The sequence below is a fragment of the Sphingomonas chungangi genome (assembly GCF_013778325.1).
Classification (GTDB): domain Bacteria; phylum Pseudomonadota; class Alphaproteobacteria; order Sphingomonadales; family Sphingomonadaceae; genus Solisphingomonas; species Solisphingomonas chungangi.
Map to the genome: position 1 here is coordinate 314,587 of NZ_JACEIB010000003.1, position 18,371 is coordinate 332,957.

At 63.1% G+C, this 18,371-nt stretch carries 20 protein-coding genes; 5 read left to right on the forward strand and 15 right to left on the reverse strand.

The window, feature by feature from the left end; translation table 11 throughout:
- Position 1: 1 nt before the first annotated feature.
- Positions 2-829, forward strand: coding sequence for an SDR family NAD(P)-dependent oxidoreductase (locus HZF05_RS05790; RefSeq protein ID WP_343046840.1), 828 nt, complete (start codon positions 2-4; stop codon positions 827-829).
- A gap of 57 nt (positions 830-886) precedes the next feature.
- On the opposite strand, the gene HZF05_RS05795 is transcribed toward HZF05_RS05790, so the two are convergent.
- Genes HZF05_RS05795 through HZF05_RS05820 form a run of 6 tightly spaced genes read right to left on the reverse strand, consistent with a single transcriptional unit; the run spans position 887 to position 6,736 of the window.
- Positions 887-2,107 carry an acyl-CoA dehydrogenase family protein gene (locus HZF05_RS05795; protein WP_181638806.1) on the reverse strand — a complete coding sequence of 407 codons (1,221 nt, stop codon included), beginning with the start codon at positions 2,105-2,107 and terminating at the stop codon, positions 887-889.
- Positions 2,108-2,109: 2 nt separating this feature from the next.
- Positions 2,110-2,757 carry a TetR/AcrR family transcriptional regulator gene (locus tag HZF05_RS05800; RefSeq protein WP_160363424.1) on the reverse strand — a complete coding sequence of 216 codons (648 nt, stop codon included), beginning with the start codon at positions 2,755-2,757 and terminating at the stop codon, positions 2,110-2,112.
- Positions 2,754-3,563 carry an SDR family NAD(P)-dependent oxidoreductase gene (locus HZF05_RS05805; protein ID WP_160363425.1) on the reverse strand — a complete coding sequence of 270 codons (810 nt, stop codon included), beginning with the start codon at positions 3,561-3,563 and terminating at the stop codon, positions 2,754-2,756. The genes HZF05_RS05800 and HZF05_RS05805 overlap by 4 nt, the downstream gene beginning before the upstream one ends.
- Positions 3,560-4,738, reverse strand: a complete 1,179-nt coding sequence (locus HZF05_RS05810) for an NAD(P)/FAD-dependent oxidoreductase (protein ID WP_160363426.1) — start codon at positions 4,736-4,738, stop codon at positions 3,560-3,562. Before HZF05_RS05810 ends, HZF05_RS05805 begins: the two co-directional genes overlap by 4 nt.
- A gap of 4 nt (positions 4,739-4,742) precedes the next feature.
- The gene (locus tag HZF05_RS05815) at positions 4,743-5,318 is read right to left on the reverse strand and encodes an aromatic-ring-hydroxylating dioxygenase subunit beta (protein ID WP_160363427.1); all 576 of its coding nucleotides are present in this window, start codon (positions 5,316-5,318) and stop codon (positions 4,743-4,745) included.
- A 29-nt stretch (positions 5,319-5,347) separates the two neighbouring features.
- Positions 5,348-6,736: an aromatic ring-hydroxylating dioxygenase subunit alpha gene (locus HZF05_RS05820; RefSeq protein ID WP_160363428.1), complete on the reverse strand. Its 1,389-nt coding sequence runs from the start codon at positions 6,734-6,736 to the stop codon at positions 5,348-5,350.
- A gap of 98 nt (positions 6,737-6,834) precedes the next feature.
- Between HZF05_RS05820 and HZF05_RS05825 the strand changes: the two genes are divergently transcribed.
- Positions 6,835-7,038, forward strand: a complete 204-nt coding sequence (locus HZF05_RS05825) for a ferredoxin (protein ID WP_160363429.1) — start codon at positions 6,835-6,837, stop codon at positions 7,036-7,038.
- A gap of 37 nt (positions 7,039-7,075) precedes the next feature.
- Here the strand turns inward: HZF05_RS05825 and HZF05_RS05830 are convergent, their stop codons facing one another.
- Genes HZF05_RS05830 through HZF05_RS05840 form a run of 3 tightly spaced genes read right to left on the reverse strand, consistent with a single transcriptional unit; the run spans position 7,076 to position 9,224 of the window.
- The gene (locus HZF05_RS05830; RefSeq protein ID WP_160363430.1) at positions 7,076-7,468 is read right to left on the reverse strand and encodes a nuclear transport factor 2 family protein; all 393 of its coding nucleotides are present in this window, start codon (positions 7,466-7,468) and stop codon (positions 7,076-7,078) included.
- Between the two features lie 8 nt (positions 7,469-7,476).
- Positions 7,477-8,202: an SDR family NAD(P)-dependent oxidoreductase gene (locus HZF05_RS05835; protein ID WP_160363431.1), complete on the reverse strand. Its 726-nt coding sequence runs from the start codon at positions 8,200-8,202 to the stop codon at positions 7,477-7,479.
- Between the two features lie 20 nt (positions 8,203-8,222).
- Positions 8,223-9,224, reverse strand: coding sequence for a YybH family protein (locus HZF05_RS05840; RefSeq protein WP_160363432.1), 1,002 nt, complete (start codon positions 9,222-9,224; stop codon positions 8,223-8,225).
- A 208-nt stretch (positions 9,225-9,432) separates the two neighbouring features.
- Here HZF05_RS05840 and HZF05_RS05845 point away from each other — a divergent pair, with 208 nt between their 5' ends.
- A complete protein-coding gene (locus HZF05_RS05845) occupies positions 9,433-10,656 on the forward strand; it encodes an MFS transporter (RefSeq protein WP_160363433.1) in 1,224 nt (407 codons plus the stop codon).
- A gap of 13 nt (positions 10,657-10,669) precedes the next feature.
- Here the strand turns inward: HZF05_RS05845 and HZF05_RS05850 are convergent, their stop codons facing one another.
- The 6 genes from HZF05_RS05850 to HZF05_RS05875 form a co-directional block, all read right to left on the reverse strand.
- The gene (locus HZF05_RS05850; RefSeq protein WP_160363434.1) at positions 10,670-10,996 is read right to left on the reverse strand and encodes a hypothetical protein; all 327 of its coding nucleotides are present in this window, start codon (positions 10,994-10,996) and stop codon (positions 10,670-10,672) included.
- Positions 10,997-11,253: 257 nt separating this feature from the next.
- The gene (locus HZF05_RS05855) at positions 11,254-11,895 is read right to left on the reverse strand and encodes a TetR/AcrR family transcriptional regulator (RefSeq protein WP_160363435.1); all 642 of its coding nucleotides are present in this window, start codon (positions 11,893-11,895) and stop codon (positions 11,254-11,256) included.
- A 155-nt stretch (positions 11,896-12,050) separates the two neighbouring features.
- Positions 12,051-12,593: a nitroreductase/quinone reductase family protein gene (locus tag HZF05_RS05860; protein WP_220129720.1), complete on the reverse strand. Its 543-nt coding sequence runs from the start codon at positions 12,591-12,593 to the stop codon at positions 12,051-12,053.
- Positions 12,594-12,712: 119 nt separating this feature from the next.
- On the reverse strand, positions 12,713-13,537 hold the full coding sequence (locus HZF05_RS05865; RefSeq protein ID WP_160363436.1) for an SDR family NAD(P)-dependent oxidoreductase: 825 nt from the start codon (positions 13,535-13,537) through the stop codon (positions 12,713-12,715).
- A 322-nt stretch (positions 13,538-13,859) separates the two neighbouring features.
- A complete protein-coding gene (locus HZF05_RS05870; RefSeq protein WP_160363437.1) occupies positions 13,860-14,255 on the reverse strand; it encodes a hypothetical protein in 396 nt (131 codons plus the stop codon).
- 357 nt (positions 14,256-14,612) lie between these two features.
- Positions 14,613-15,326, reverse strand: a complete 714-nt coding sequence (locus tag HZF05_RS05875) for a GntR family transcriptional regulator (RefSeq protein ID WP_160363438.1) — start codon at positions 15,324-15,326, stop codon at positions 14,613-14,615.
- Between the two features lie 150 nt (positions 15,327-15,476).
- Between HZF05_RS05875 and HZF05_RS05880 the strand changes: the two genes are divergently transcribed.
- Both HZF05_RS05880 and HZF05_RS05885 read left to right on the forward strand, forming a co-directional pair.
- Positions 15,477-17,762, forward strand: a complete 2,286-nt coding sequence (locus HZF05_RS05880) for a TonB-dependent receptor (RefSeq protein ID WP_160363439.1) — start codon at positions 15,477-15,479, stop codon at positions 17,760-17,762.
- Positions 17,763-17,774: 12 nt separating this feature from the next.
- Positions 17,775-18,368 (forward strand): malonic semialdehyde reductase, encoded by a 594-nt coding sequence (locus HZF05_RS05885; RefSeq protein WP_246331615.1) that lies wholly within the window; start codon positions 17,775-17,777, stop codon positions 18,366-18,368.
- The last annotated feature ends 3 nt before the right edge of the window (positions 18,369-18,371 follow it).

An 18,371-nucleotide genomic window follows, 5' to 3' on the forward strand; every position in this document is an offset into this window, starting at 1 on the left:
CGTGAAGGATCTGTTTCGGCTCGACGGCAAGGTTGCGATCGTCACGGGAGGTGGTTCCGGTATCGGTGCGCAGAGCGCTCGCCTGCTCGCTGCGCGAGGCGCGAAGGTCGTGGTCGCCGGACTCGGGGCGGATATGCTTGGCCAGGTCGCGGCCGCGATCGGCGATGCTGGGGGTAAGGCGATCGCCGTTGAAACGGATGTATTGGATGAAGCCGCGATCGCGGATCTGGTGGCGGAGACCGTCGCGGCGTTCGGCGGTCTCCATCTCGTCCATGGCAATGCCGGCGCGACCGATCCGTCGGCGCTTGGGGGCGACATGCTGATCGCCGATCTCGATCCCGCGACCTGGGACAAGGCGATGGCGGTGAACCTGCGTGGCAACGCGCTACTCGCCAAGCACGCCATTCCCGAAATGCTCAAGGCCGGTGGCGGGGCGATCGTGTTCAGCGGTTCGGGCAAGGGCGCACAGGGCGATGTCGATTTTCCGGCCTATGGCGCGTCCAAGGCGGGGCTTGCCAGCCTCGCCCGCTATATCGCCGCGCAATATGGAAAACAGGGCATTCGCGCCAACGTCGCCGGGATCGGCCTGGTGATGACCGAAGCGCTCGATGCCAACATGCCGGCCGAGGCGCAGGCCCTGATGCTGGAGCATCACCTGACTCCGACGCTCGGACGTGCCGAGGACGTCGCGCGCGTCGTCGCGTTTCTGCTGTCCGAGGAGGCAAGCTTCATCACCGGCGCGACGATTCCGGTGGACGGTGGCTTTACCAGCCATTCCCCGGTCTATGCCGATATGCTTCGGATGCAAGCCGCGACCCGGGCCGGCTGACACCCGACACGACGTCCGGCGATCAAGGGTCCGATCGCCGAGCCGTCGTGCGTCGGATCAGTAGGCGCCCGGGGGCGAGATGTTGGGGTTCACGTCCATGCGATCGCGTCCGTAGATCTCGTACCCGAGCATCGGGATGTTGGTGACGTGGCGCAGACCGACGTGGACGTCCTTCCAGTAGCGGCTGAGCGGGTTCGACAGCGCGAACGCGGACGATCCGGCCACGAACATCAGCGATTCGATCACATCGTGAATGAGATTCACGATCTGAGCGCACTGCGCCTTGTGCTTCGCACGCTCGGAGAAGGGGAACTCGCGTCCCGTCAGCGCGATCTCGTCGATCAGGCCGGTCGCCTGGAACAGCAGCACGCGCGCGGTGTCGAGCGTCGCCGCGATCCGGCCGAGCTCTTGCATGGCGGCGCCGGATTCGGTCCGCGTCTTGAAGAAGGTGGTGATGATCGGCTTCTTCTGCGAGTCCGCTTCCACGATCTCCAGCATCGCCTCCGCCGCGCCAACCAGCTGGGCGAGGCCCGTGGCGCGCACCACCGGCACCACCGGCAGATTGTCGGAGGGAGCGCCCCAGTGCCGCTTGTTGGGCTCGACATGCCCGAACGGCTTGTCCATCATCACCATCAGGTGATCGGGGACGAACACGTCCTTCGCCACGCTGGTGTCCGAGCCGGTGCCCTGCATCCCTGTCATGTACCAGGTGTCCTGCATCTCGATCGCGCTGAACGGGATGTAGACCATGTTGATGCCGGGCACGACGGGGCCTTCATAGCCTTCCAGGATGCAACCCGCCTGCGCCCAGTCCGCCTGACGTGAGCCCGATGTGTAGGGCCACGCGCCGTTGACGATCCAGCCGCCATCGACGCGCTTCGCCTTGCCGGGCGGGTTATAGGCGCCGCAGACGAGCTTGGGCCCCTGGCCGAACAACGCTTCCTGCGTGGCGTCCGACGTGAGGCTGGCCACCCAGGTGGTGCCGTTGACGATCTGCGAGACCCACGCGATCGCCGGATCGCCCTTGGCGAGCTCGATCTCCATGCGGGCGAAATCGCTGAACGAGATACCGCCGCCTCCCCAGCGCTTCGGGAGGAGCACGGTGAGGAGATTGGCATCCTTCAGCGCCTTGTCGACCTTTGCGGTCGGCGCCCGAAGTCGCTCGCCCTCCGCGGCCTCGGCCTTCAGGAGCGGACGCAGATCGCGGGCGGCCGCGATGAACTGTTCGGCATCGCCGAAGTTCGCGGGCTCCGAACTGATCTTGGCTGCGGTCGCCATGGCTACTTCTCCTTGCATGGGGCAATCTTGCCCGCGAATTGGCTGATCCAGTGATGCACGTGATCGGGCGCGTTTTCCCATAGCTCGGCCCAGCGAGCGTCGGTCTGCACGATCAGCGAACTGAGCTGCATGCGCACGAGCGCTTCCGCCGTCGCCTGCCGATTGATCGGGTGGCCCCACTGCTCGTCAAAATAATCGAAGGTCCGCCCGAGTGCGGCCTCGACGGCGGCCTTGTGACGGGCGAAATGACTGTTGAAAAACTCGAGATAGAAGCTCGGCTCGATCTCGAGCATGCGCTCGGGCGACCGCTCGACGGTGAACCGCGAGAAAAATTTCATCACCGCTCGGAAGCGCTCTATCGGGTCGTCATGTTGCTCGGCGGCTTCCAGCACGCCCGTCTCGAAATTCGTGCAGACGAACTCCGCGACAGCCGCCATGACTTCCTCCTTGGTGGAGAAATAGCGATACAGGGTGCCACGGGAGACGCCGCTCGCGTCGCTGATGTCGCTCATCGAGAGCCGCCTGGCCCCACGGCTGGCGATACCGCGCAAGGCTCCTTCGAGGATTTTCACGACGCTGGTCGGCAACCGCCCGCCATCCCGCGACGGCGGGCTATCGGTGGTCGTCGACAGCGGCGTGAAGATGTTCATGCAGACCCCTCGAGCTCGGCGAGGTTGTGCGGCTTGCTGACATAGCCGGGCAGGTTCTGCCCGCCATCGACATTGATCAGCTCGCCCGTGACGAAGCGCGACATTTCGGAAGCGAGGAACACGACCACCGGCCCGATATCGTCGTCCGGATCACCGGCGCGCAGCAGCGGGTTGTTGGCGGTGGCCATATCGAGAAAACCCGGCACATCCTTGGCGAGCTGGGCAAAGACCTGGCCCATACCGGTCGGCGCGATGGCGTTCACCCGAATGTTGAAGCGGCCCCATTCGACCGCGGCGCTGCGCGTCAGGGCGAGGATCGCGCCCTTGTTCATATTGTAGTCGCTGTGCAGCCAGGCGCCGGTCTGCGCGTCGATCGAATAGAAGTTGACGATCGTGCCGCCACGCTCCTTCAGGTGCGGAAACGCGGCCCGCATCGCCCACCAGGTGCCCCAGGTGCCGATCTCCAAAGTCTGCTTGAGCATCTCGTCGGTCTTGTGCTCGAGCAGGACGTTGGGCGAGAGCAACGACGCGTTCGTGACGAGTGAATCGAGCCGGCCGAACCGTTCGACGGCGCGGGCAACCATCGCCTCCACTTCGTCCTTCACGCCCATGTCGCAGGAAAAACCGAGCGCCTCGACTCCGTGATCGCGGGTGATGGCTTCGGCGGCAGCCTCGGCAGCAACACCATCCCGACCGGTGATCACGACCTTCGCACCTTCGCGCGCCATGCGCCGCGAGATGCCGGCGCCGAGCCCCTTGGCACCGCCGGTAACGATCGCAACCTTGCCGTCCAACAAACCCATCATGCAGCCTCCCGCTCGGCTTCGGCCGCGCTGAGCGAGCGGTCCATGTCCATTCGCTCTTCGCACAGCGATCCGGTCAGTACGTAGCCGCGCGTCCGGCCGGTTTCGTCCTCGAACAGATATTTCAGTCCGTCGGAGCCGTCCGAGACTTTTCGCCAGCCACCCTTTACCCCTATCGGCGCCGGCAGCAGCACGACCGGATAGGCCGTGGTCTTCACCTGCACCGACAGCGGCGGGAAGCGGATCTCCGTGGGTGTGCCGAGCGCGCTCGGTGCTATCGCCCGCGCCGCCGCCATGATCGGCGTGACGTAAGCGGCGAGTCCGCGCGGATATTCGGCGCAATCGCCGATCGCATAGATGTGTGGATCGCTCGTTCGGCCCGTGGCATCCACCTTGATACCCCGTGCCGTTTCCAAGCCGGCATCGCGCGCCAGCCAGATATGCGGGCGCAGGCCGACAGCCGAAAGAACCGCGTCGGCCTCGATCCGCGTCCCATCGTCGAGCGTCGCGATCGTCGCCGCGTCGGCGCGATCGAGCGAGACGACCTTGCGGCCAAGATGCCATTCCACCCCCTGGGCGGCGAGCGCGTCGCGGATCGCATCGCCGACCTGCTGGGGCACCAGCTGGGCGAGCGGATGGGAGAGCATGTCGACGACGACGGCCTTGTAGCCCGCACCGGACAGGTCGTTGGCAAACTCGCTGCCGACGAGACCGCCCCCCATGACCAGCACGCGCGCGCCGTTCGGCAGGTTCTCGCGAAAAGCCCGATAGTCGTCGAGATTGTTGACCGGGCGGGCACGGGTCGCGCCTTCGCCCTCGATCGTCACCTTGACGGGATCGGCGCCCATTGCGAGCACCAGCTTGTCGTAGGGGATCGGCCCGCCCGTGGTGAGGAGCACGCGCTCCCCGGCATCGAGCGCCTCGACGCCTCGACCGGCGCGAAGATCGAGGCGAAGCTGCGCCGCCATTTTCGCGGCCGGCGTGGTCACCAGCGTGTCGGCATGCTTGCCCTTCGCGAGCGCCGTCGACAAAGCGGGCTTCGAATAGAAATGGCCATCGTCGGCGGTGACGAGGGTCAGCGTGGCATCCGGAGCCAGCTTTCGCAGCTCCCTGAGCACGCCATACCCCGCCAGTCCGCTGCCGACGACCACGACGTGGATCGGGGCAGGTCCGCTCATCGGATCAGAAGAAGATCGCGAAGTTTGACATCGAGAGCGTCGATTGATCGACGATGATTTCCCGGCGGACCAATTTGTATCCGCCGTCGGCAAATCGCCACAGATCGCGACGCTCGGCGGTCAGGCGCTCGTTGACCCAGTTGTCGCCGCGGCTGCGCTCCACGAAGAGATAGCTCACCACCTCGTAATCGTCCGGCGTCTCGGTCTCGGCGACGCGGACGTTGGTGACGAAACGGCGGCAGCGCGAGGGCGGGTCCTCCGCCCAGGCGCTCTTGCCGAGGCGCCCGGTGCGCATCAGGATCGAATTATAGTCGTCGTCGAAATGCTTCATCGTGCGGACGACATCGCGATCTCGGTTCGGCCCCGTCCGGGTGAGCCGGATCGGCGCGGTGTAGATCAGCTCGGGGTGCAACATGGCGACCCAGTCGTCGAAGCGACGCTCGTCGAGCGCGGCCGCCTCGTCGTACAGCGTCTCCAGGATGCGATTGTAGATTTCCGAGCCCAGCGGGACCCTGGTCTTGGACGTGAGACCCCTCATCACGGCGCTCTTGTCGACCGCCGCCGTCGCATAATTCGTCATCGTCTATCCTCTCGGTCGAAGGGCAGGGCTCAAGCGTCCGACATCAGGTCGCGATAGGCCAGCCACCAGTTCCACTGAGTGTCGTCCTTGGTGAAGCCCGGATAGATCAGACCGTCGCCATACCAACCCTCGGGCTTCTGATGTCCCGTCAGCGCCTGATATTTCAGCGTCATGCCCTTGCCCATCACGCCACGCGCGTTGCGCATGATCTGCGGCCAGGTATCCGCGTCGTCCTGCTCGATCGTGCCCGAGGTGCCGGTCTGCTGAATCGAATTCTGCAGCATGTCGCGCTTGACCTGCTCCGGCGCATCCTTCTCGGCGAAGATGAAGTTCACGAACTCCACGTGGTTCGGTCCCTTCGGCACGTAGGTGTGCAGGGCCAGCGCACCCGACGCGCCACCATCGGTGCGGGGAGCGAAGATGAAAGCGAACAGGATGTTCGGGAACATGCCGCCGACCTGCGGCGGGCAGGTCGCCAGTTGCTCGATCTGCGTCGGCGACAGATGCTTGTAGAGCTGCGGGATCAGCTCGGGCGTGATGCCGGGCGGGGGCAGCATGTGAAGCCGCTCGTCGACGGTCTTGCCCTCGAAACTCATGTTCGAGAACATCTTGAAGGTGAGGGCGGCCTCGAGGCAGCGCAGGGAGTGGCCCTGCTTGCAGCTGATATCGACACCGTACATGCCGGGCGCGTTATCGTAGATCGATTCCGCAGTACCGCCCATGATTCCGCCTTCCATCAGCGAGCGATGAAGCGTGAGCGTGTGGAAACCATCCGAGCCCGATTGCTCGCCGGGAATCTTCCAGTTGCACGGAAGGACAAAACGCTGCGGCGGCCCGAGCATCTCCAGCCCGCCGTCGGTGCGGCAGAAGAGCTGATCGAAGTAGAATTTGGTGTCGCCGAGGAATTCTTCGAAGGTGGGTCCCTCGTAATTCCAGGTGGCGAAGATCAGGCCGCCATAGACATGGACGCGCGCCTTCTTCAGGCCGAGCTCTTCCTTGCCGCGCTTGTCGCCGTGCATCCGCTCGCGCTCGACCGGAGCGCCGAGGAAGCTGCCGTCCGACTTGAACGCCCAGCCATGATAGATGCAGCGATGCGATGCCGCGTTGCCGGCCTCGGCGAGGCAGACCTTCATGCCGCGATGTGGGCAGACGTTGAGCATCACGTGGATCTCGCCGGCGCGATCGCGGCTGACGATCACATTGTCCTCCGCCATGTCGCGCATTACGAAGTCGCCGGGATTGGGTATCTCCGTCTCGTGGGCGAGCAGCAGCCAGGTCTTCGCGAAGATCCGCTCCATCTCGTGGGCGTAGAGCTCTTCGTCGCTCATCACCCGCATCGACACCTCGTTCATGTCGACGTCGATAAGCTCGTCTAGGGTCGTGCCATCCCGCAGCACGAGGCGCGATTTCTGGAGCATGATATTCCTCTCCCGAGTCGTAGTCGGCGTGAAACGAGCAATACAGATTGACCATAATCTGTTCAAGATGTATTTGAGGCAAAACCCCGAGGAGAGCCATGACCCGTCTTCGCGTCGTCATCGACAAGCCCGCATGCTGCGGCTACGGCCTCTGCGCCGAAATCTGTCCCGACGTCTACAAGCTGGACGCCAACGGGATCGTCTATGTGGACGATCCGATCGTGCCCGAAGGCCTGGAAGACTCGGCACGCGAAGGCGCCGAAGCGTGTCCGCAATCCGCTCTGGCGGTCGAGGAAATCTGAGCTGTCGCTTGCGGTACCGAACCGCGAAAAGCGCGCGTCAGACCAACGTGGCTACGAGTCGTGCGATCCTCCATTCGCCGTCCATGCGGCGCAGCATGATATCGTAGTCGGTGAAGCTGGCGGGCTTTCCGCCATCCTGCCAATCGGTCACCAAGCCGTACGCGACGACATGGGCCGTTCTCTCGTCGTCGCCTGGCCGTGCGACAATATTGGTAATCTGGTGACGCCATTTTCCGTTGCCTTGCTGCGCAACAATACCCGGCATCGCCGTCAACCGGTCCGCGCCTTCGAGCTTCAGTGCTCCCGCCACTTCGAAGCTTCCGTCCGGCGCGAACAGCGCGACCCATCCCGCCGCATCGCCATGATCGACGCGGTGGCAGTAGTTCGCGAACAGATCCTGTATGGCGAGTTGATCGGCGATATCGAGCATGGTCTCTCCTAGAAGGCATCCGCGCTGGAATAAACGTGGATGCGCGGGACGTTGGCGCGAGGGGGCTGTTCCAGCATGAAGCGCACGGCGCGGGCGAGGTCTTCCGGCTGAAGGGGAACGAGATATTCGTCCCAGCCCTGGCGGCCGTGCGCCTTCATGTCGTCGAAAATCTCTGTGCTGGTCGTGCCCGGTGCGACCAGGCCGACGCGCACACCAGATCCGGCGAGTTCCACGCGCAGCGAGTCGGTGAACCCCTCCAGCGCGCGCTTGAGCCCGCCATAGACCCCCATGCCGGCGGCATTCACATGTGCACCGATGCTCGAGACGTTGACGATGGCACCCGATCCGGCCGCCTTCATCGCGCGCGCGAAAACGTAGCTGGCGCGCACCGGGGCATTGAAGTTCACAGCAACCATGCCTTCGAGCCCGTCGAGATCGAAGGCGTCGAGGTCCCCGACCCGCAGGATGCCGGCGTTGTTGACGAGAATATCCGCGCTCCCGAACCGTTCGTGCGCCAGCGCAAGCAGGGCTTCGGGAGTCGCCGGGTCGGCGATATCGGCCGCCAGGACGGCGACTTCGGTCTCCAGTTCCGCGGCGAGCGCCTCCAGGCGCTCCGTCCTTCGCGCAGTCAGCACCAGACGCGCACCGGCGGATGCCAGCTCCCGCGCCGTCGCTGCGCCGATGCCTGCCGACGCGCCCGTGATCACCGCCACTTTGCCGGTCAATGTCGCCACTGTTGCCTCCGCGTCCTTGCTCAGCGCGCCAGGGCCGGGTTGCTCATGATGCCCTTCCCCGATGCCATATCGATCGGGAACGAGATCATCTCGAAGAAGCTGTACCACTTGCCGCCGACGCGACGCATGCAGTCACTCTGCCGGATCGAGATCCGCTTGGTACTGCCATCCTTCAGCGTCAGCTTGAGATCCTGCGTGTCGGCCTGGATACCGAAGCCGCCGTCGGAATCTGCGACGAATTCCGGCATGGTAAGCGTGCTGTGGGCGATTCCGCCCATCATCCCAGCGTAATAGCCGCTGATCTGCTTCAGCCCGCGTAGCTCGCCCGGATAGAATGTGTCGTAAACCAGCGTGTCGTCGCCCGGCCCGTAATACTGCATGAGCTGGGCAAGGCTGGTCGAAACGCCGCCCACGTCCATGAACCGGCGGATCTCGCGCTTGGCCTGCTCCGGCGTGGTGGAAGGCGTGGGGAGGGGGTGGGCGGACCACGTGATCGGGCCTTGCGCCTTGATCGGCCCGTCCACCACCGCCATTCCGGTCTTCGCATCGACGGGTAGCGAGACATGCTGCTGGACGATCTGCCATTTGCCGCCGATCTTCTTGAAGGCGTCGATCTCGCGGACGCTCATCTTGAGCGCTTGGCCGCTTTTCAGGACCGTGTCGAAATGGATCTGCATGGCGGCACAGGCGAAGCGCCCGTTCGTCGCCACGTTCATTTCCGCCATGTCGTGCTTCATGCTGCGGATCGTCGCGAGCTGCGGCGCGAACCCGGCCTTGATCTGCTCGCGTCCCTTATAGATGCCGGGCGCGTAGATATCGAGCACGAGGGCATCCGGCGCGTAGTAGGGCGCGAGCTTGTCCATGTCGGTTTCGGTCTGGATATAGTTTTCGAGCGCTTTGATCGCAGCCACGTCTTTCGGCGCATTGAAGGACGGACCGGCGCCGGAGGCCTTTCCGCTCGCCGCGAGAATCATGCAGGTGGCGATGACGGTTGCCGGGGCGAGCATAGCTGTCAGGCGCATATTCTTCTCCCTGAAGCCGGCCCGGCTATTTCGGCCGGCGGCTGATCTGGCAACCGAGCCCGCTTTTGGGAGGCCCAGGCCGTCTCGTGAGACATATGATCGCATTCACTCGATCAACCTGCCGCTAGGCAGGTCTGCATCGCTGCCCGCACTGGCATCAGGGCAAATGGCTCGCCGGATACAAGGCAAGGCCGTCGAGGAGAGTAGAATGGCCGCCTTGGGCATCGACATGGATGGCGCCCCTCCGTCCGAGGCGGAGACCGCAGCGCCGATCACCTGGATCGCGAGCGTCGCGTTGCTGTCGACGGCAATCTTCCCGGTTCTGGCGCTATACGGTTTCGGGGTCGCGTTGCCGGTCATCGCCAAGGCCTTTGCCGCAGAGCCCGGAGCAGTGCTCGTCAGCCAGCTGATCGGCGCCATCGTGGGACTCGCGTTCGCGTTGGGATCGCCGATCGTCGGACGGATGATCGATCGATTGGGCTATCGGCGGGTGTTGATGCTGTCATCGGTCGCCTTTGCGGTGATTGGCGGGGCCGGGGGGCTGGTCGACAACCTGTATCTGATCCTCGCGACGCGTGTGCTGCTGGGCTTCACCGTCGCGGGCACGCTCGTGTCGGGGCTGACCGGCATCGGCTTGCTCAATCATGCTCAGCGGGTGCGGCTGTACGGCATGCAGACTTTTGTCGGCGGCGCGCTTGCGATGGCCGTCTATCCTGCGGTTGGTGCGCTGGCCTCGCTTGGCTGGCGATGGCCCTTTGCCCTGCATATCGTCGGCCTGGTGCTCGTGCCGCTGTTCGCCGTCCTCCCCAAGCATCCCAAGCGGACCGTGGACCACAAGGAAGACACCATCCTGCCCGCTTCGCGGCTGCCGGTGTCGCTGCTCCTCGTCGCGGCGTTCATGGGCATGGCGGGCATCGTAGGGCCTATCTTCTCGCCCTTTTTCCTCGGCAGTATCGGCATCACAAATCCAGCGGAGCAATCGCTGCCGCTCACGACCATGGGCGCCACGGCGCTCGTCGCGAGCGCCCTGTTCAGCACCATCAATCGATGGGTAGGCATCCGGTGGACCTTTGCCCTCGCCATTGCCATCGGCGCGGCGGGAAACATGCTGGCCGGGAGCGTGGATTCGGTTGCGATGATGTGCGTGGCGATGGCGGGCTCCGCGATCGGGGCCTCGCTATTCTCGCCCAACCTGAGCGCGGCGGTGGCCCAGATCTCGGGCAAGGCCAAGGGGCGTGCGCTTGGAGTGGCGAGCGCCGCGATGTACGGGGCGCAGGCCGTTTTCCCCTTCGTCGCGCAGCTCATCATGCATTTCGCGGGGCCGGCCGCAGTGTTCCGCTTATTTGCAGCCGCAGGTTTCGCGCTCGCGATCGGTTTCGTCATCACCGCCCGGCGCGGTGCCACCCTGACGCCGGTCGGCAGGCCTGGATGACCGTCGTCGGCGATCAGAGTTGATCGTGAGACGGTAATTCGGGCGCGAAGAGCCACTGCTCCGCCGCCGCGAGCGTCTGGAACATGGCGGTGCCCTCGCGGATCATGAGAATGCGCTGGGTCTGCATCCGGGTGAGCGAACCGCCCCTGACCACGGCGATCCTGCGCGCTTTCAAGGCGGAATTGGCGACGATGCCCATGAACGCGGAGACCACCTCCTGGGATTGAATGACGGCACCCTCGGTATCGATCAGGAGAAGAAATTCGCCGGACCCGAGACCCGCTTCCACGACCGTCTGCTGCTCCAGCCGGGAGAATTCAGCGACCTCGCCGATGTCCATGAATCCCCACATTTTGGCACGAACGAGCGCGCGTGAGGCATCAAACCCGATACTAAACATATCTTTTCTGCCGTATTTTGGTAACGGCTCCCGCTATCCGACTTGGATGAACGGCTTATAAAATTTGCGGTGGTAAGACCAATGTCCAATGGTTCGGTCACGGCAACAAGAGTGATGCAAAAGGCGGCGTGAGCAAGTCGATAGAATCGCTACCCGATATCGATCAGACGATGCAAGATTTCTGCGTGGTCCCGCCGTCAGTCAAGATGTTGCGGGGGAAAGTCTCGATCAAGCACGGCTAGTGCTGCGCTAAAGAGTTCATCCCAGAAGTAGGGATTCGAAACGTAGCTGCCGTGGGGGTCGTGCGATAATCGCTCGTGCTGTACGATCCCCTGCAAGAACAGCACGACAGCCAGCGAAAGCCGCATGGTAAAAATATCGTCCGGAAGATGATCGTACTTTAGGCGAAGTGCCAAGCGGATTTCGCGGGTAACCGGTGCTTCGTATTCCATCGCAAACATCGACGTCTGCCGCGCGGAAAGCATCAATTGTAGAACGAAATTCGCAAAAACCTCGCGTGCACGCCCTTGGAAGGCATCGAGTATGGGGAACAGCATAAAGCCCATGAGTGTATTGCGCTCTGCAAGGGCAAGTTCGATCTTTGCCGTCCGTCGTCGCCGGTGTTCGTCTATTTCCCCCTGCCGGATATAGAAGATCTCCCGCACGAGATCATGTTTCGTTCCAAAGTGATGGCGAATAGCCGATTTATTGGCCTGCCCCGCGGTCCTGAGAATTTCGCGTTGAGACGTTCCCTCATAGCCACGTGCCGCGATCAACTCCTCGGCGGCGAGGATGATCTTGCGCGCTCCAGGGGCGTAGCTTTCGAGCGAGGGAACCATGTCTGTCGCGCAGTCATCGCACGCAAACTCTCGCAATGGCAACCGGTCCTTCCGGCGATCCTGTGCCTCGGCTGATCCTAGGCGGGCCTGAAAACCGGGATCGTCGGCGGTCGGAAGGCGAGGCGCCCGTCGCGTCTCGGCGGCCGTGGCAGTTTTCAGCGATCGAGTTCGGTGTCCTTGAAGACCGGTGTGGCGGCCACCGGCTTCATCAGCACGAGCGGGATCAGCCGCTGCGTACTCTCTTGATATTCGGCGTAAGGCGGATAGATTGCGACCATCTGATCCCAAATCCGCTGCCGCTCGGCGGCGGCGGGCTCGCGCCAGGTGGCACGGAAGGCTTGTGTGGCGACCTGGACCTCGATGTCATTCGAAGCTGTTATGTTGAGATACCAGGCTGGATGCGACGGCGCGCCACCTTTCGAGGCGACGATCACGATCTCGCCTTCGACCATTCCATAGATGAGCGGCAGGATCAGGGTGCGGCCGGTCTTGCGGCCGACATGTTTGATCAGACAGATCGGTTGATAGCCCTCGCCGTTGATCGGACCGAAATCGAAAATATGGCCTTCCGTGCCGCCGGACTGGAGATAGCGACGCAGATGTCGTTCCTGCCAATCGTGCATGCCGGGCGGGGCGGTGTCGGTAACGCTCATCGGGGGTTCTCCGCTGGGACTTGGGTCATGCCGGCCGCCGCGCATCGCGGTCGTTCACGGCGTAAACGCCAAGATGCGATGAAAGCGCCAGCGAACACAACCAAGCGAGCAGATTGCGGCACCCTCGCCTTCGCTTTATGCGCCGAAGCTGACCCAGTATTGACTCATATGGGCTCCGGCGCGCCATAAAATTGCTCCAAGCCGGCACTGACCTGGAGGACGTGCTCGCGCCGTGCCGCAGCCGACGTGAGGGGATTGGGCGCAGCCAGATCCTCGTCGAAATTCAGCATCGGGCCATCGGGCAGGGCGTCGAGCGCCGCCTTCGCGAGATCTCTGGTCGACGCTGCGCCCACCGCCTCGACCGGGATCGCATTTCGCGCGAGTGCTGACCGGAGCACTGGGGTGTCGCCGACCAGAAAGCAGAGTGTCAGCACGTCGACACCATGTGGCTTCAGTTCCGCCCACAGCGATTCGCCCAGATTGAGACCGAAGCCTTTGGTGGCGGTGTAGATGCCCGCACGGGCGCCGCCTCCGAAAGCGGCGGCCGAGCCCACGATCAGAAGGCCGCCGCGACGCTGGCGGACGAAGCGACCGGCAAAATGGTAGAGTCCTTCGGTCAGCACGTTGACGTTCCGACGCACGATATCTTGCCACATCGAGAGCGGCGAGCCGAGGAAGGTGCTTCCGGAGGAATCTGCACCGGCATTGAACACTACCAGGCCGAGGTCGATGTCTTCGACCAATGCCGCCAATTGGTTCACGACATCGCTCTGCGCGATGTCGATGGCAGCGGTGCGAACATCTACTCCCGTCTCTGCCCTCAGTTCCGCGGCCATCGCTTCGAGCACGGGAAGCCGACGTGCAACCAGCACGCAATTGACTCCCCGTCTGGCAATGTCTCGTGCAAAATCCGCACCCAGACCATCTGACCCGCCGATGATCAGCGCCCACCTGCCGTAGCGTTGCCGAAACACGTCGGGTTGATCCACGTCAAATTCCTCCAACGCCGCCCCTGCCATCGGGGCGGGAACGCAATGTCATGCCGGATGTGCAAGGTTCGGCTCGAAATGCTCCATTTACGCCATAATGAGCTTGCGGCCGTGCCAAGCAAGATCGGGTCAGTGGCCGACCCATTGGCCTTCGTACCCTTCGAGCATGGTGACCACGCAGATACCGACCGGTTGTGCCGTTCGAGCGAGAGACCTGACCTGACCTCAGCAGGTCGCGTCGATCTGCCGTGTGAGCCGACCTGTTACTTCGGATCAGACGACTACTCGGGTATCTCAAGCCATTTGCGCCGCACGCGAATTTTCAAGAACCTTTCCAGCGGCGACGTTGCGCATTTCTGTAGAAGCTGGCGGGCGTCGCGCACGTTTCGTCAACCGTCCTGCAACTCCGCACGAAAAGACCCAGAATGATGGCGAGCCAGAGGAGTAGCACCGGGCCGATGGCAATGAGCGCGGCCATTGCCGAAATACTGCCGCCTTGAGCGGCGTTGGCGTCTGCAGCGTCGTGCATGCACTGGGCGTAAGCATAGCCGTTATAACTTTGCAGCAGACCGCATTGCGAGGCGGCGATCTCCCAGCCGTGTCGGAGATTGCGCCCAAATGCCAGCAGGCATAGGGGATAGGCAGCAAAGATCCATAGCAAGGAGCCTGCCACGAGCCATGACCAGCGAAACGTACTTGTTCTCGAGCTCATCCTCATCCGACCTCTTCATTTTCTGAGCATCGATAAGGTGTGGCATGAAAATTCACCCTACCCGCCGATAGGGCTTCGTCGCCTGATGAATATGAGAAATGGCGGATCGTCGCTTGCAGAACAAGTTTGCTACCAGATCAAGACCACGATGGCGCCCGTGATCAACAACGCGCAGCCGTTGAGCAAGCAGACATGCCGAAACCCAGATTTCCAGACGTCCGGCGATATCCTGTACATGATGGTCTCGCTCTCGACAGCGTGTCGTTCACGAATGCCGCCAAGGTGCAGCATGTTTTGTGCGCCCCTCACCCCTATCGTGCGACAGGGTAATCGCGGCTTTCACGCCGACCGGCTGGAGCGGTCTCAGTCGGGCAGCAATTTTGCCAATCGCTTACAGATCAGGGCGCAGACGCGCTCATATTGCTCGATGAGCAATCGTTCGGCGGTGTCGCTGTCCTTGCAAAAAATCGCTCGAAGGAACGGCCCTTCGGCGGAGTAGAAGTCGCTTTTGTCGCGTGCGAAGGGCAGGCAGAAATTTCGATAGCGAACGGATTGGGCGAACAGCAGTCCGCGCATCCAGAGTAGCCAGGGATTGCTGCAGCGGCTGACCATCGCCTCATGGAATCGCGCATGCGCGCTCACGTAATGAGCGATCGCGGCCTCGCTGTCGTCCATCTGTTCCAATCGCCGCAGCACGCGATGCGAGGCTGCGACCAATTCAACCTCAAATTCGACGTCGTAGGCTGCGATCGAGTCGCGCAGGCACAGGGCGTCGATCGCAGTGCGCGCCTTGGAAAGACTGGCGAAGCGACCGACGGACATAGGTGTGACGATGAAGCCGCGGTTGGGCTCGATCACCACGAGGCCTTCGGCCGTCAAGCGCGACAAGGCTTCGCGGATGGCGCTTTGGCTCGCCCCCAGGACCTTGCTGAGGCCCAGCACGCTGACACGCGCGCCTGGCGCCAGACGACAAACGAGCAGATCCTGGCGGATCGCTTCATAGGCCATGTTGGTCACGTTCGCCTCCGCCGTCGGCGGCCCTGGGCGGTCGTCCAGCTGAGCCTCTACGTTCGTCATCAATTTACTGCTCCCAATGATCGGAACGCCCAGGTTGCGTGACCATATCGCCGGATGCCCTATCTGGCGATAGGAATAAGGATTATCGAGAGTATGCTTGATACGCGATAGATATGCTCTGGCTCGATAGAAGCCGCTCGGGAGGGAATGATGAACAGGCTCGCTTTTCTCGTTACCGCATCGACCTTGGTGTTCGGCACGGATGCCGCCTTCGCGCAGGCGAATATGCCTCCGTCGGCCCGACCTGCCGCGTCGGACACTGTCGAGGACATCGTGGTGACGGCGCGCAAGGTCAGCGAGAATCTGCAGTCGGTGCCCGTCGCCGTCACCGCATTGAACGGTGCGGCGCTGGCCAATGCATCGATCCGCACGACCAACGATCTGCAGAGCCAGGTGCCGAACCTCTACATCCAGAAGAGTTCGAACGATCCGCAGGCTTTCTACGTCGCGATCCGGGGGCAGAAGCAGGACGATCTTCCGCTCACGCTCGATCCGTCCGTGGGCATCTATGTGAACGGCATGTACGTGCCACGCACCTACGGGCTGGCCAGTGCGCTGGTCGATCTCGACCGGGTCGAGGTCCTGCGCGGGCCGCAGGGCACGCTCTACGGACGCAACACGACCGGCGGCGCCATCAGCTTCTTCGGCAAGGATCCCACCGACAAGCTGGGCGCCTCCGTGGATGTGACGGGCGGCAATTACGGCGCCTGGAACGTCGTGGGCATTCTCAACGCGCCGTTGGGCGACGGCATCGGACTGCGGATCGTTGGCCAGCGCGGCGAACATGACGGTTACGGCCATGACGCGCTCGGCCGCGATCTCGATGACGAGGCCAGCACGTATCTGCGCGCCACGCTGAAGAGCCGGATCGGATCGCGCGTCACGGCGACCTTGTGGGGGGATTATTCGAAGAACAAGACCGGCGGCCTGATCGCCAAGTTTGCCGGCATTTCACAAGGCTCGCCGCCGGGCGGCGCGGCGACGATCGAGGCGGCAGCCGAAAATGGCGATTTGTCCAACGCCGGTATCGGGGCCGCTATTGGCCAGCTGCAAAGCTATACCCGTACGAACGGTTTCTACGACACCAACGGCACCGCGCGCGGCGCATCCCGCTACGAAGGCGAGAAGGCCGGACTGGACGTGAAGGCCGATCTGGGTGGCGGCATCACGCTGCGATCGATTACCGGCTACCAACACTTCCGTAGAACGGCGGGTGGCGATCTCGATGGCACGCCTGTCAATATCCTGACCTCGCTGCTCGGCACCTACGATCGCTATCTGAGCGAGGAGGTCCAGCTTCTCGGCGGCAACAAGCGGTTCAACTGGGTCGTCGGCCTCTACGGCGGCGATGAGCGCGGCAAGGAATATTCGGTCAACACCATCCTGGCCGACATCAATCCCGGAAACCCCAATGATTTCGACGCCTTCGTCCGCAATCGCAGCGGCGCCGTCTTCGCCCAGGCCAATTGGGAGTTCATCGATGGATGGCGCCTGACCGGCGGTGCCCGCTATTCCTCCGATCGACGGGAGATCATCTCGCTCAACACCAATGCCGGCGTTTGCGTCGTGCCGGCGCCCGGCGTCGAATCCACGCCACCCGGCGATTCGCAATGCCCGCGCACGTTCAAGAAGACCTTCTCGAAACCGTCGTGGCTGGCGTCGATCGATCACCAGTTCACGCGCGACATATTGGGCTACGCCAAGGTTTCGCGCGGATACCGCACCGGCGGATTCAACTATCGCGGTGCCAACGAGGCGGAGACCTTCGCGTCGTTCCAGCCGGAAATCGTCACCGAATATGAGGTCGGCGCGAAGACGGAGCTGTTCGATCGGCATCTGCGCTTCAATGTCGCCGCCTATCACGACGATTACCGTGACATCCAGCGATCGATCACCGTGCCGACATCGGGCGGCGCGCCGGCGACCATCGTCACCAACGCGGCCAAGGCCCGCATCAACGGGTTCGAGACCGAAGCGACGCTGCGCGTTTCGCACCAATTTACGCTCAACGGCAGCGCCGGGCTGACCGACGCCAAGTACAAGAAGTTCGTCGATCTCACCGGCGACCGCTCGGGCGAGCATTTCGACGTTCCGAAATGGACCGCCAGCGCGGGCGCCCGGTTGACCCAGCCGACAGGATGGGGCGAAGCGGCTCTGCAGGCGGACCTGCATTGGCAGAGCAAGGTCTATCTGGTGCCCAGTGCGCCCACCTTGTCGCAGGTTACGCAGGACGAATATGGATTGCTCGATCTCCGGGCCACGCTCGATCTCGACCGCTGGAACGCACAGATCGCCCTGTTCGGTAAGAACGTCACCGATAAGCATTATCTCGCGTCGGCGATCAGTCTGGAGAGTGCCTTGGGTTACAATTATGTCGTGCCCGGCGAGCCGAGGACGTTCGGCATCGAGATCACGAAGCGGTTCGGCGGAATCTGAAAGAGGATGACGATGCAACGCGAACCATTGGACGAGCATGCGATCGCGCAATTGTTTCTCGACGCGCGCAGCTACAATAGCTGGTCGGACCAGCGGCTCGATGATGCCACCGTTCGGCGCCTGTACGAGCTTGCGTCGCTGGGGCCGACAACAGCCAATTCCAGCCCGGCACGCTTCGTCTTCGTGCGAAGCGACGCCGGGCGCGAGCGACTCGCTGTGCACCTCAGCCCGGGCAATCTCGACAAGACGATGAGCGCGCCCTGCTGCGTGATCATAGCCTACGACACCCGCTTCTACGAATTCATGCCGCAGCTTTTCCCGTCCCGGGACATGAGCGGCACCTTCGCCGGCAAGCCGGCGCTGATCGACGAGGTCGCCCGGCGCAGCTCGACGCTGGAGGGTGCCTATCTGATCATGGCCGCCCGCGCCCTTGGACTCGATACCGGGCCGATGTCGGGGTTCAATGCGGCGACGCTCGACGCGGATTTCTTTCCGAACGGGCGCTGGAAAGCCAATTTCCTGTGCAATATTGGATACGGCACCGACGGAGGCCTGTTTCCACGCAATCCGCGTCTCGGCTTCGAGCAGGCCTGCATCGAAGTCTGAAGC